Here is a 14,647-nt window from a genome sequence, read left to right as displayed (position 1 = left end):
CTGCCTAGTAATGCTGTTGTTCATTATACACGCGCTAATGATGCCGCGCCAATTACACCAGCATCATTACCTAATTCAGCTAACTTGACACGCGTTGATACACGAACAGTTGGAAAGGCAAACTTTGTCCATTCTTTTTCAATTCGTGCACGCAAAAATTCGCCCGCAGCAGCAACACCACCGCCAATAATAATAGCAGAAGGATTTAAAATATTTGAAATTGCCGCAGTAGCATAACCAAGATAATAAGCTACCTTATTTACGACTTCATTAGCCAAAAAATCACCATCTTTTGCTAAGTCAAAGACAATTTTTGAAGTCACTTCATCACCGTCTGAAATCATTTGTTTGAGCTTAGACGAACCGACATATTCTTCAGCAGAATCTTGTGCCAAGCGTACAACACCCGTTGCTGAAGCATATTGTTCTAGACAACCATGATTCCCGCAAGTGCACAAGTAACCATTGGGTTCAACAACAACATGCCCAACTTCACCACCAGCACCAGCCGTGCCATGGATTAACTGGCCATTTGATACCAGACCGCCACCAACGCCTGTCCCTAATGTGATGAACGATACTTCATCATCATTATTGCCAGCACCCTTCCAAGCTTCACCGAGCGCTGCTGCATTCGCATCGTTGTCTAATGTTAGCTTGAAGCCTGTGCCTGTCTCGATATTAGCTTTAACTGGTTGTTCTGTTTTCCAATTTAAATTAAACGCACCCGTCACAGTTCCTGTCTCGCGATTAACTGTCCCAGGCGTTCCCATGCCAATACCAATGATGCGTTCTGGATCTAATTGATACAAATCAAGATGATGATTAATTGATTCGATGATATCAGGTACAATATGTGAACCTTCATCAAAAGTATTAGTTTTGATTGACCACTTTTGTTGTATTTCCCCTGCATCAGTCAAAATAGCAAACTTAATTGTTGTACCACCTAAATCAACACCAATGAGCTTATCTTTAGCCATAATTGTTTAAAGTGTGAGGTCATCGTTCTTGGCAAATATCACATATGCGTGAATCGACGCCAGACACATTCCTCCTAAGAAATTATTACCCACTTATTCTAACAGAAAAGCATCAGAAAATGCAAGCGTTTTCATAGTTTTCAGGAAACAATTATCATTTTAATTTAACTCGGGTGTCATGCTTTCTTCTAAGCGATGCTCACGCTCTAAAACTAACTTCATGACCGCATAATCTTTTGGCGTTAACACATCAGCGCGATAAAGATTATCTACTTCAAGGGCTGCTACCTCAATATCCCATAATCGCTTACCCACATGAATATAAATACCAAAAGATTTCAAATATTGTAAGACATCATAAAAAGTTCTCATGAAACGCTACCTCCTACGTAAATTGTCAAAATAAGCAACAACATTGTTACGGCACACATTGTCAATCGCATGCTGAGAGCATACTGACCGGATTTGCCAACAAATCCTAGCATCACAGTTGACATCATGCCACCAATTAAGCCACCTATGTGGCCCCAAAAATCAATTGTCGGTGCTAATAGCCCACTAAATAGATTTAACACAACAAACAGTAAAAACGTTGCGCCTTGTGCGCGAATAGTTGGATTATCACGATAGCGCACACCATATAAGATGAGTCCAGCAAACATCGCAAAAAGCGCTGATGATGCACCAACAGAGATAGCTAAAGGTGATAATAAATATGAAAAAATATTACCAACAATACCGCCAAATGCATAAAGCATCAAAAACCGCCAGCTGCCAAAAGCATGTTCAGCAATCGGCCCAACAAACCATAGTGTCAGCATATTTGTCGCAATATGCATGATGCCAGCATGCAAAAACACTGGCGTTAGTAATCGCCAGTAAGCTTGATTGTGAGCTATATCGGGTCCCCATTTCGCACCAACAGCTACCAAAAAACGCGCATTATCGGTCTGACCATGACTAGCGATAAGCTCGAAAATAAATACCACAATGGTTATTATGAATAAACCCATCGTTACCGGCGTGTGCTTAACTTGTTGCTTTAAAGCTTCTATCATGCTTTTTATTCTACACTACTCCAGCATAAACACCACCTCATTTGGTCGTTATTGGTATCACCCGACCCACATTTAAGATAATTAACTGCGGCTCATAAAAAGTATAATCAGGAAATTCTTGCATTAAAGCTTGTTTGTACAATGTTAGTTGTCCCCGATAACGGACCATCATTTTTGAAATATCTTCTTCAACGCGCCTATGTCTGACAAAATCGGTTTTATAGTCAAACAACGTAATTGATTTTGTCTTTTTATCAATAAAATAACCGTCAATGATGCCATGAACTAAAACAGAAGCTTGATCGTGAACATGCTCATATATTTGGTTAGCTGGCATAATCATGGCAAAAGTTGCCTCTCTCCGTAACGAATCGGCATGTAAACGCAATCTTTGCGCAAATGGTGTTTGTAAAAAATTAAGAATCTGGTCTATATCGATTAATGCTGCTACTGGTGCTGTCACGCGGCCTTGTGTAACTAAATCATCACGCAATGCTGTCAGTGACTGGTGTGTTTGTATCTGTTTAAAATCTAACAATTGAAGCATCAAATGTGTTGCTGTACCAACTGCTGCACTTGACGGTTTTTGTGATCCATCAGTCATAAATGTTGGTAATACCAGTTTATCGCTGACTAATTCATTTGCCGGTTGTAATTGGCCATTTTCTAAAACATTTAACGTTTTCAAATTGGCACGATCTGGGTCCTCAAACAGTCGTTTCATTTCACTGACAGATTGATAAGCTGCTGTACGAGTAGCTTGTTGGAAAGGATACTGATAATCTAATATCGCTTTTGCTCGGGCAAAATCTTCAGCCTGATAGGTTGATGCTCTTGTAATTTCTTTGGTTTCATTACCTTGGGGTTCAGGAATTACCACATCAGACTCATTAATAAATCGCACTGAAATCTGACTATCTAACGTCGTTTCCGGTCCCAAAACGTGTGGCAAATGACCATCGCCTAACCACGATTCAAGATCATCATTTTTTGTTCGTGCCAAACTAATCAGTAGCCAATCGAAATATGATTTTGCTGACAAGCGTAGGTCTTCTGCTAAAAACTGTCCTGATGTTTCTTTTGCACGTTGCCAGAGCGCTATTAGTCGCTGATTTTCTTCATTTTCGTCAAGCTTAACTGTGCCTACAACATATATTTGCTGTTCCGCACGTGTCAACGCAACATACAATAATCGCATTTCTTCAGACCAACTTTGCCTTTTTAGGGCTTGCTGAACAGTTAATTTTTTTAATGTCGGCATGGCTACTAAAGCCTCAGGCTGCAAATATTCCAAACCAATTCCCGCGTTTTTTTGAATTAACATTTTACCCGACAAATCTTGTGTGTTGAAAGATTTATCAAATTCAGGTAAAAAGACTATCGGAAACTCTAAGCCCTTTGAGGCATGAATCGTCATAATGCGGACTGCTTGCTCATTTGCTTCTTGCGGTGCTTCGCCTAATTGCCCATCATTTTCTTGGAGCTGTTCAATATAGCGAATAAAGCGAAACAAACCAGCATGTGTATTTTCTTGATACGTTCTGGCATAATCATATAACGCATGCAAATTAGCTTGCCGTTGTGCACCGCCTGGCATACCAGCGACATAATCTAACCAAGAAGTATCATCAAATATTGCCCAAATTAAAGCGACCAAATCATTTTGGATTGCTAATTGATGCCACTTTTTAATCAAATCGATTACGGTTTGACTTCGTTGATCTGCCTGCGCAAAAACCGTCAAAGCTGACCAATAATCATGCTTCTTATCAGCTAAACGCACTGCCGCTAAGTCATTTTCCGAATAGCCAAACATTGGTGATCTTAATATTGCTGCCAATGGAATATCCTGATGTGGATTATCAATAACACGTAATACATCTAGCATCAAATAAACTTCCATTGTCTGAAAATAATTACCGACTGAATCAACTTGTGTGGGTATCCCCGCTTGACGCAAAGTAGCGACTAAATCAATGTAACCAGTTTTTGATCTTGTTAATATAGCAATGTCCCCATACTGTACGGGTCGCATGCCTGCCGGTTCTGCCTTGCGATCAAAAATCGTTGTATCTCGTAGAGATAAAATTTGGTTTGCCAGCTGTGCGTACTGTGCCTGCCGCTTCTCAAATTCCTGGCTCTCATCTTCATCTTCAGAGGTTGTGACGTTAGGTTGCTTTATGATTGTCATATTAAAAACAGGTGTGACATCTGTTGGATAGTTTGCCTTTGGTACAAGTTTAGCTTCTCCTGTATAAGCAATATCCCCCAACTTTTCGTCCATTAATTGTGTGAAAATCAAATTGGTTACCCGTGTCACGTTATTCTGCGACCGGAAATTATCCGCTAGCTCAATTCTACTGTCAGGATTATCTGGTAGCGCAAACTGTCGATATTTACGTGCAAATAATGTTGGTTCAGCTTGCCGAAAACCATAAATGCTTTGTTTAACGTCACCAACCATGTACATATTATGACCATTAGATACTTTTGTTAGCAAAGTTTCTTGTAATTGATTGATATCCTGGTACTCGTCAACCAGAATCTCTTGAAACTGGCCACTCACAGTTTTTCTGGTCATATCATCATTCAAAATCTCTAATGCTAAAGCACCTAAATCAGGAAAATCAACTAATTGTGCGTCTCTTTTCGCTGTCGTAAAGGCAGACTGACAGGCTTGAGTTAATGTCACAAGTGTATTCACTAACTGAGTTGCTTGCTTTTCTACATATTGCCAATCATTTTGATCAAACTTAAAAAAAGTATCAATCACGTTTTTTAAATCAGATTTAGCCCCTAAAATATTATTTTTAACTGTTGTCGCTTGCGCTAATAAGGCCAACAATTCTGGTTCATCTTTTATGCCTTTACTTCTTTTCGTCTCTAAGCTCACCTTAGGTAACTGGCTTAATTTACCTCTCAGTGTGTCCCAATCGTCGTCAACTAACGCCTGTTGAACGTTCACGAGATAAGCGATAATCTCGTCAAAAGCTCGTTGCGTTTTTTTGAGCTCAGGAACACCTGATAGATTAGTCTGTGTTGCTTGTGCTATTTCTAGGAGTTGTTCAAGACGTGCAATCATCATCGGCAAAATTGTTAGGCGATAGGTTTGTGATTGCGTCAGCCCGTTTGCTGTGGCTAGATCGTTCTTATCTAGTTCTTTTAACCATTGTTGACCATCAGGCCGAGCTTCAGCAAAGTCTGATAACTTCAGCACAGCTTGACGTAACGCATCATCTTGATTTGGATTACCAAAATTATTGACTAAGGCAATGAAGTTTTCGTGTTGTGGATGCGTTTCATCATAGAATGCTTCAAAAACTGTATCTAAAACATCTTGACGCATCATATCTCGTTCAGCTGTATCTGATAACAAACGAAATTGAGGGTCTAAACCGATCACATGATAATAGTTTTCAATCAGACGTAACGCATAAGCATCAATGGTCGAAATATTTGCAGCAGTCAGCAATAATAATTGTTCTTGCAAAAAGCGTTTCATGCCATCATTGGCATCACGAAGGCGCTTTTCTATGGCAATTTCCAATCGCTCTCGCATTTCCTTAGCGGCAGCATTTGTAAAAGTAACAATCAGAAAGTTTTCAACGCTAATACCCGATAAAATTTTTTGAATTAAACGTTCAATCAGGACGGTTGTTTTCCCTGAACCTGCTGATGCAGCAACTAAAATATTATGACCTGTTTCGTCAACTGCACGCTGCTGATTAATCGTAAATCGTGTTGCCATCTTTATTCCTCATCTGCTTTCAAAAGCTTCAAAATATCTGATTTATTTTTAGGCGTGTTACTTTTATACTGGTCCCCCAAAGCACGATCAAAACGCAAAACATCAGTAAATGGTGTAAATTGTAGGCTCCCTTCAGCTGGTGACAAAGGAAAATCACCAGATAAAATAGCTGCACTTGCACGCTGAATATTGTCAAGATTACGCTTCAGTAATAATTCAAAATCTTCGGGCGAAATCACATCACTATTAGCATATAACTCACCATTTGCCTTCTTTTTCAATTGATAAAATTGTGACCCTTCACCTTCAGCTAGCGTCTCTAAGCTATCAATATATGCTGGCTCAGATATAAATAAACCCCGATATTTAAATTGCTCAGGCTTAATCTCACCTCTCAGCATGGCACGTACATCACCTTTAAAATCTTTTATCGTCAATTTTTCTGGGGCAATTTTAGCGAAAAAAGCACCCCCAATTGCTTCGATGCCCAATTGCTCTGCGGATAATTGTGCTGCTTGCCAATAGGTTAATAGTTGCATTTGTCGCCCATCATAAGCCTGGCCCCAATCAAAATGTTTACCATTTGACTTATAGTCAATAATTGTCCCATATACTTGTGAAGGGTCTTGGCTATCTAGACGATCAATTTTACCACGTAAATGAACTGTTGCCTGTGGTGTTGAGACAACTAGCGCTGGCAATGATTGACGATTAGGAAAACCAAATAAACGTTCTACAGCTTTTGGTTGAGCGTGATTTATTCTTGCCGCACGCTGCATATTGACTGCAAGTATCTCGCTCACTTTAGCTAAATAATGCTGTGTGGCACGCATTTTTCCTGTTTCTTGAAGCATTTGGTAAGCTGGTTGTGCAGTTATCTCAGCCATATTATCAGCCACTAATTGCTGTAACGCTTTTTGAGAAATGTCACGCAAACTGAGTTGCTGTATGATAAGTTGCTGCACAACCCCTTCAAAAACAGCATGATACAGTGTGCCCGTTTGTGCCACATTCAAACGATTCGTTAATCGTTCCTTTAACGCTAAGCCATATTGCAAAAAATAAGCCAATGGATTGTTATAATAACTTTCCAACTGTGATATTGACATATTTAGTGTTTCACCAAATAGAGCTTGAACAAACTCTGGTTTCAATGTTTCTGTTTGATTTTTATAATTTGGTGCTGACAACACCCGTTCTAATCGTTCTGGTTCAGACTGATTAATCGTATTTCTGAGCGCTTGATAGGCTGAAGTTTGCTGTTGTGATGCTGCTATTTTGACCAATTCGCCCAAAGTAGACCGAACTGAGCCCACATAATACTTTAATAATGCTTGACTTGTCGCAGGCGTAGCAGTTACTTTGTTCACAGTGATATTAAATGCATCAACTAATCGCTTAAAAAACGGCGACATATCTGAAATTTGTCCACCGGCATCTAGTGCGGGATAAGAAAGAACGATATTTTTAGTAGCCGCGGTTAACGCACCATAAAACAGTAGATTTTCCTCAGCCATTTGTTGTTGTGCCGTATTTTGTAAATACTTTGGGGTGCTATTTTCTTGCAATGCTGGCTGAACAATCAAGCGTTCAGCATCATTAATCAGCGCACGAGATTTAAGTTGTGCAGGAAGATTATTTCTTGTCCCACCAATGAAGAACAAATACTGATAATCATTACTTTGAACAATACCAGCTTCGGATATTGTTAGTTGATCAAGATTATTCGGAATACCTGAAAATGTTGCACCTTCAAAACCGGCAACCAAAATAGCTTTGAATTTTTCTAATTCGAAACGTTCGTCACCATCAATTGCAACAATGTCGTCTAAAGTTTGGGTCATCATTTCCCAAACTTCTTCCCCTTCGCGTGATCGCGATAACTCGCCTGCAGCTAACAAAGTATCCCTTTGAGACAGTATAGCTTCTGTCACATGATATTTTTCAAGCCATAATATAATTAATGTAGCAGCTTGTCGCATAGTCTGTGCTTGATTTAATTGTTGCTGTAATGAATCAAACGCGTCAATTACAAAGCGTCTTAACGTTTCAATTCGACGATTAACAGTCTTATCATCTAAAACCACACGAGCATCCTCATCATCCTCGTCTTCTGACACTGTGAACAGTGTAAAGGGATGATCCAAGTCTCGCCAAGTTCGCTCGAATGGTTGGTTCGCATAAAGATAGTTATCCAAATAACTCACAATGTCAAAAAAATCGCCTTCAGGCACTAAACTGCCATCAGTATAAGGTCGCAATAATCCTGTTTTCAAGATAGCCATGACTTGTTGATATTGAAAACGTTCCTTAGCCGGCCGTAATAGATTCAGCAATAATTCGACCAATGGATGATTAGTCATTTTTTGATCTGTATCTAAAAAATAAGGCAAATCAAATTGCTGCATGACTTCTGGTATATGGCCTGTGTACGGCGTTAAGTCACGCGCCAAAATCAAAATATCGCGCAAACGCAAATCGGGCTGCGCCACTAGTAATTGCCGAATCCGGCGTGCAACCTCCTGAATTTCAACCATTGTATTTTCGGCTACAAAAGCCGCTAAGTCGGTCTTTTTATTTTCTGAATTGAATTGACGATATTCTCCCAACTTTTCCCAAGCAGACAGCACTGAGATGATTGAATCGTCCAAACAACGTGCTTGTGTTGGCACTTGCCACACGACCTGCTGATTAGCAATTTTAGTAAACTGCGCCAGTCGCTGTGCGGTTGTCATTGGTTTATAAAACAAGTCTCCTGGTTGTTGTGACCCTAACTTTTCAACATCCCCTAATAAAGCAACTGTTACCGGATAACGTGCCATAAGTTCAATCATGACTTGCGTTTCTGGACTTGTAAAACCATTAAAACCATCAAAATAAAAAGCGACATTTTTTAATTGTGTTGTCGCCAATTGCGTGGCAAAAAAAGATAAAACCTCTTGTTGCGTAATATATGTATGCCCCATTTTTTTATCTAAAGCATCAGCAACTATTGCTAAATCACGAAGTTTGCCTGATAGTGTCTGACGTAAAAACGTGTCATCATCACTTTCCTGATTTAAAATGGTTAACAAATCTTCTGGTGAAATACGACTAGCGCGTAATTCAACCAATTGAGCTACCAAAGTTGTCACAAACCCTGCCTTAGATTGCATACGGGCAAAAATAGGTAATTGTGCGGCATAGTCTCTTAAAATATCTGATACCATAATAAATAAGCCTGTACCTTGAATCACATTAGGCTGCATTGTGGCCATATCTTTTAATAGCGCCCATGTTAATCGTGATAGAGAATAAACTTGCAAGCGACTTTGAGCATACAACGACGTATCCGGGTTCTGACCGGTTAACCGAGCAAAGCGCCTTAATACATCGACTTCACTATCAAACTTAACGTGGTTTGGCACAATGTAATAAACCGTTAAATTATTATCTTGATTTAGGGCTTCATGCGCATGACTTAAAAGTGCATGACGCATATCAATTTGGCCATGATTCATATAAACCGTTAACGACATCCGTTTCCTCTTTCTAACGTAATACTTCTTGACCCCATTTTATCACAACAAAAAAACACGCAAAATATAAGCGTGTTTTTTGTCAACGACGATCTTTGAGACGTTGTTGCATCAAATATTGATACCTGGCATACCAAACATCAATATAACCTTGTGAAAATGGACCCGTGCCTTCATTAATCCAGTCGACCAATATCTTAACATGTGCTTTTAAAATTTTATCAATTTCTGGTGGATAGTGCCATTTTTTGCTGTGGGCAGCATATTCATCAGCATCTAATAGATGCTTTTCACCGTCTGGAAAAACTTTAATATCTAAATCATAGTCAATATATTTTAATGCTTCTTTATCAAGCACGTATGGTGACGCTAGATTACAGTAATAGGACACGCCATTATCGCGTATCATCGCAATAATATTGAACCAATACTTTTTATGAAAATAGACAATTGCTGGCTCACGCGTGACCCAACGTCGCCCATCATCTTCGGTTACTAACGTATGATCATTTAGACCAATAATAGCGTTTTCACTGGTTTTTAGTACCATGGTATCACGCCAAGTGCGATGCAACGAGCCATCATGTTTGTAACTTTTGATCGTGATGAAATCACCCTCGCGCGGTCCGCGATTTGACTTATCAAAACTCATGATCGTACCTACTCTTCTAAACACCGAATGCTATTTTATTGTATCAAATCTCACGAATAATTGATAGACTACAAATCATGCTGGTGTGTATTTGTTCGTACAAGGTGCTGAGTTGCTGCATGCTTGTTCGCGCTTTTAGAGTGCCGCAATTGTCGTTCGAGTTGTTGTAAAATAATTTTTAATCTCTCTCGTTGTGTCGTTAATGTCCTGATTTCATGTTGATCATATAAATCTTGTACGGATCGACCCTTTATTTTTTTTAACTTAAAATCAATATTATCAAGCTGTGCTTGTGCACTTTTCTGTTTATCTGCTAATACTTTTTGGTCATAAAATCCCATAATCAAACTTCCTCTTGCTCTAATGATAACAGAGCTGCGTCAATTAATTCGCTCGTAAAACCCTTTGCATATAATTGTCGCTTAACTTTATAAAAACGTTGCTGTGACTCATCGTGACGATATCGGTGCCACAGCTTTTCGGCTTGTCGTTTAGCATTATTCTGCTCATCCTCAGCGTTATTATCTGTGCTCATACTATCAACGACCAACTGAGCTGTCTCAAAAGAAAACCCTTTGTTAACCAACCCCTGAACAATTTTTTGCTGTCTTAGCCGTGTCGATTCACGTTGATATCCTTGTGCTAATTTCTCAGCTATTTTTGTAGCAATGCTGCATTGTTCATCAAAAGTATAGGTTGCTAACGCCTGCTCAATCATATTCTCCGCTACGCCTGCTTGTTGCAAAGCAAGACGAATAACGTGTGGTCCCTTAGGCGTAATAAGTTTTTTTGTTGCAACATAGTGGTTTGCATAATTTTGGTCATCGACATAACCTAATTGCGTTAATTGTGCTATGACTTGCGCTTGAATATCCTCATCCACTGCTTTATCACGCATTTTTTGTTTTATTTGTTTCGTTGTGCGTAATGCATGACCTAAATAATTTAAAGCAATCGTCAAAGCCTTTGCAATGGCATCATCATACTTAATTTGTGTAATTAAATCTTCATCAAGCGTGCGCCCCTTAGCAAGTCCATATTTAATGAGCACACTTTCAGCCACACCAAAAGCAAACTGATTATCCAGTTCAATACTGTAACGTCCAGCTCTTTTTTGTGTTGCAATTTTTGTAATCGTCTTCATACCATCTATTGTACGCAAAAATGCTACCTAGTGCTAATTTACAAAAAAAAGCGCTATATGCGCTATAACACTTTGTCAAGACCAATTGCTAATCCCTCTAATTCTTGTACACCGACCAGTGCTCGTAAAACCCCCGGGACAAAAGCCGTCCGACTTGTGGTACTTTGTGTTAAGGTCAATTGCTCATCAGTCCCACCAAATAAAACGCTTTGTTGCGCAATATAACCAGGTAAACGTAAAGCATGCACTGGGATGTCTTCAACTCGCATACCTCTAGCTGGCCCTTCAGTCGTTTTTGCACCAGTTGTTGAACGTGCCTCACTGATGAGTTTTGCTGTTTGAATCGCTGTACCTGATGGCGCATCAACTTTTTTAGGATTGTGTGTCTCTACAATTTCAACGTCTGGAAAATACTTTGCCGCTTGTTGTGCAAATGCCATTAATAGCACTGCTGACAAGCTAAAATTAGGCACAATCAAAACGCCACGTGTTGCTGTTTGTCTGAGCGTATCAACCTCGAAATCACTAAGCCCAGTTGCACCAACAACAAGCAACATATCATGTGAAATCGCCCACTTTGCATTATCAAAAACTGTTTTTGGTGTGCTGACATCCAAAAAAATATCAGCTTTGACATCGATTGCCTCTCGTGTTGTCCATACTGGGTAGGTACTTTCATGTTGATGCCCACTTAGTATGCCGACAATACGATAATCTGTGTTTTTTAATCCTAATTGAATGGCCTGACCAAGCTTACCAAAACCACCGGCCAAAATAATATCCACCATTACATATCCTCCAACAGTTTATCTAATGCCTTTTTTTCCGCTACATTTAATGGCAAAATGGGTTGACGTGTCAAATTTTCAACCATATCTAAATCATGTAATTTTGCCTTCACTGGTGCTGGAGATGGAAAAGCAAATAGGGCGTTCATCTTTGGTGTTAAATAGCGCTGTAACACACCTGCTTCCTGCCAATCACCAACAGCTAAAGCGGTAAATAGTGCAGACATTTCACGCCCATATAAATGGGACGCCACTGATATAGTCCCAGCGCCACCGTGTACAAAAGCTGCAAGTGTTTGTGCATCTTCTCCGGTATAAACAGCAAAATCATCATTTTGCGTTTGTTCGATTTCCGCAGCAATAAATGCCACCGAAGTTGTTTCTTTAATCGCGTTAATATTAGGATGTTGTGCTAAGGTTACAACACTATCTACGGTGAGGCCAACAGCTGATCTGCCTGGAATATTATATAGCATCACTGGCCGATTTGATGCATCAGCAATAGCTGTAAAGTGTGCAATCATGCCGCGTTGATTCGGCTTGTTGTAATACGGCGTCACGGCTAAAATAGCATCAACATTTGTTATTTCGCTGAGTTCACGTGCGTTACGTACCGATTCGACTGTATTATTGGTACCCGCATTAGCAATTAATAATGTATCAACTGGGACATACGCTGCAATATGTTGTGTTAACGCTAATTTCTCTTCATGTGACAACGTTGGTGATTCACCTGTCGTCCCTGCAATGACTAAACCTTGTGTTCCTGTCTCCAAAAGATGATCAATCACACGATCTAGGGCCGGATAATCGATTTCATTTTCTGCGTTAAATGGGGTAATAATTGCCGTAATCAAATTGATATGCTCATACATTTTATTTCTCCTCGGATGTTGCCATACGCCACAATAAGAAGGATTTCAAGGCGTTGTAACCTGGTAAAAGTGCTGATTCATCGATTGTTAATTGTGCACTGTGTAATGGATGGCTGTCGTTTACACCAAGCCACAGCATGACTCCTGGAATATGCTGTAACAAATAACCGAAGTCCTCACCTGTCATAGCTGGTTGTGCTAATTCAAAATTAATATCTGACTGTTTTTGCATAAAATTAATTACTTGGGTCGCTAATATGGGGTCATTTTCTACTGGTAAATAACTGCCACTTTCTAACGATACATTAATGGTAACCTCATTGGCAATTGCCAGTCCCTCAGCAATTTTCCTAATACGGGTCAGCATTGTTTCTAACCCTGTACGCGTCATACTACGGACTGTCCCTTCAAAATGCACTTGGTCTGGTATGACATTATTTGCAAACCCACCGTTAATGACGCCAACACTCACAACCCCACCAGCAATTGGGTTAACAGATCGCGACACAACAGTTTGAAGTTGGATAATTAATTCGGCAGCAATAACAATCGGATCTTTAGCTAAATGAGGATACGCCGCATGCCCACCTGTACCAATCACATCAACTTTTAATTCTGCTGTGCCAGCAAACAACGTACCAGCCAACGTGCTTAACGTGCCGGCTGGCAAACTTGGTTGGTCATGAATCCCATAAAACTCACCTGGTCGCCATTTACCTTCAAATAATCCCATATCGTAGGCAACTTTACCACCGCTTTCAGCCTCTTCAGCAGGTTGAAAGAAAATGATAAGATTGTCTTTTGGTTGATGCTGACTAAAATATTGTGCCAATCCCAGGGCCATTGTCATATGGACATCATGCCCACAGGCATGCATTTTGCCAGGATGCTGTGATGCAAAGTCTAACCCCGTTGCCTCTTGTATAGGCAAGGCATCAATATCTGTCCGATAACCAATTGTCCGTACTGGATTAGTGCCTTGAAAATAGACTAAAATGGCTGTTGGCAAAGCTTCAACTGTCTTAATTGTCATATAATCTTGTTGCCAAGACTTAAGTTTGGTTAACAAATAATCATGTGTCTTAAATTCTTCAAGTGCCGTCTCAGGTATTTGATGTAATTCACGACGAAATGTTTGTAGTGTTTCAAAATTTATTTCAGACATTAGAGACCTCGTAAGGCATCGATTAAAGCAGTCTTTTGTTGCGTTTTTGAATCAATTTGCTTAATAATTTTGGCTGGTACGCCTGCGACAACGGTATTAGCTGGCACATCTTTTGTCACGATTGCCCCTGCTGCGACCACAGCACCGTCTCCAACCTGTACACCTTCAATGACTACCGCATTCGCCCCAACTAAAACATGATCTCCAATACGAACTGGTTGGGCTGAAGCTGGTTCGATTACGCCTGCTAATACAGCGCCAGCACCAATATGTGATTGTTCGCCAACAATTGCCCTTCCGCCCAAAACGGCACCCATATCAATCATTGTTCCTGAACCGATTTCAGCACCAATGTTAATCACAGCACCTAGCATAATCACCGCATTGTCACCTATTGTTACCTGCTCTCGAATAATTGCTCCTGGTTCAATACGTGCATTGACAGCCTTTTTATCAAGTAGTGGTACAGCTGAATTTCGTGCATCATTCTCGACAAACACATTTTCGGCCGGCAATGCTGCAATTAACGGTTGAATTTCTGACCAATCCCCAATTAATTGTCCAAAAGATACACCACCAAACTGTTGCACAGTGGCTGGAATTTCGCCAGTTAATACACCCTTATAAGTCACTTTGACGGGCGTTACTTTCTTCGCATTAGCAATAAAATTAATTAATTGTTGTGCATCATTTGCTGTTGTCATATTATTTTTCTC

The 14,647-nt window shown here is 39.9% G+C and carries 12 protein-coding genes; all 12 read right to left on the bottom strand.

Annotated features, from left to right (window positions below; all coding sequences use genetic code 11):
• Positions 1–23 precede the first annotated feature (23 nt).
• Complete coding sequence (locus FAZ25_RS06100; RefSeq protein ID WP_004905300.1) at positions 24–983, bottom strand: ROK family glucokinase; 960 nt, start codon at positions 981–983, stop codon at positions 24–26.
• A gap of 159 nt (positions 984–1,142) precedes the next feature.
• Entirely contained in the window at positions 1,143–1,355 is a 213-nt protein-coding gene (locus tag FAZ25_RS06095) for a YqgQ family protein (RefSeq protein WP_192269240.1), read from the bottom strand.
• Positions 1,352–2,041, bottom strand: a complete 690-nt coding sequence (locus tag FAZ25_RS06090) for a rhomboid family intramembrane serine protease (RefSeq protein WP_192269237.1) — start codon at positions 2,039–2,041, stop codon at positions 1,352–1,354. Before FAZ25_RS06090 ends, FAZ25_RS06095 begins: the two co-directional genes overlap by 4 nt.
• 37 nt (positions 2,042–2,078) lie before the next feature.
• On the bottom strand, positions 2,079–5,789 hold the full coding sequence (addA, locus tag FAZ25_RS06085; RefSeq protein ID WP_192269234.1) for a helicase-exonuclease AddAB subunit AddA: 3,711 nt from the start codon (positions 5,787–5,789) through the stop codon (positions 2,079–2,081).
• A gap of 2 nt (positions 5,790–5,791) precedes the next feature.
• The gene (locus FAZ25_RS06080) at positions 5,792–9,307 is read right to left on the bottom strand and encodes a PD-(D/E)XK nuclease family protein (RefSeq protein WP_192269231.1); all 3,516 of its coding nucleotides are present in this window, start codon (positions 9,305–9,307) and stop codon (positions 5,792–5,794) included.
• Between the two features lie 82 nt (positions 9,308–9,389).
• Positions 9,390–9,959, bottom strand: a complete 570-nt coding sequence (locus tag FAZ25_RS06075; RefSeq protein WP_004901051.1) for a DUF402 domain-containing protein — start codon at positions 9,957–9,959, stop codon at positions 9,390–9,392.
• Between the two features lie 68 nt (positions 9,960–10,027).
• Complete coding sequence (locus tag FAZ25_RS06070; RefSeq protein ID WP_146992499.1) at positions 10,028–10,300, bottom strand: hypothetical protein; 273 nt, start codon at positions 10,298–10,300, stop codon at positions 10,028–10,030.
• A 2-nt stretch (positions 10,301–10,302) separates the two neighbouring features.
• A complete protein-coding gene (gene recX, locus FAZ25_RS06065; protein WP_146992498.1) occupies positions 10,303–11,103 on the bottom strand; it encodes a recombination regulator RecX in 801 nt (266 codons plus the stop codon).
• Between the two features lie 62 nt (positions 11,104–11,165).
• Positions 11,166–11,891: a 4-hydroxy-tetrahydrodipicolinate reductase gene (gene dapB / locus FAZ25_RS06060; RefSeq protein WP_146992495.1), complete on the bottom strand. Its 726-nt coding sequence runs from the start codon at positions 11,889–11,891 to the stop codon at positions 11,166–11,168.
• The gene (gene dapA, locus FAZ25_RS06055) at positions 11,891–12,766 is read right to left on the bottom strand and encodes a 4-hydroxy-tetrahydrodipicolinate synthase (RefSeq protein WP_146992493.1); all 876 of its coding nucleotides are present in this window, start codon (positions 12,764–12,766) and stop codon (positions 11,891–11,893) included. The genes dapB and dapA overlap by 1 nt, the downstream gene beginning before the upstream one ends.
• Position 12,767: 1 nt before the next feature.
• Entirely contained in the window at positions 12,768–13,931 is a 1,164-nt protein-coding gene (locus FAZ25_RS06050) for an N-acetyldiaminopimelate deacetylase (RefSeq protein ID WP_146992491.1), read from the bottom strand.
• Entirely contained in the window at positions 13,931–14,635 is a 705-nt protein-coding gene (gene dapD, locus FAZ25_RS06045; RefSeq protein ID WP_004905310.1) for a 2,3,4,5-tetrahydropyridine-2,6-dicarboxylate N-acetyltransferase, read from the bottom strand. Before dapD ends, FAZ25_RS06050 begins: the two co-directional genes overlap by 1 nt.
• Positions 14,636–14,647: the final 12 nt, after the last annotated feature.

It is taken from the genome of Leuconostoc sp. LN180020 (assembly GCF_014844115.1).
Taxonomy (GTDB): domain Bacteria; phylum Bacillota; class Bacilli; order Lactobacillales; family Lactobacillaceae; genus Leuconostoc; species Leuconostoc citreum.
This window is presented reverse-complemented; position numbering and strand designations above follow the sequence as displayed.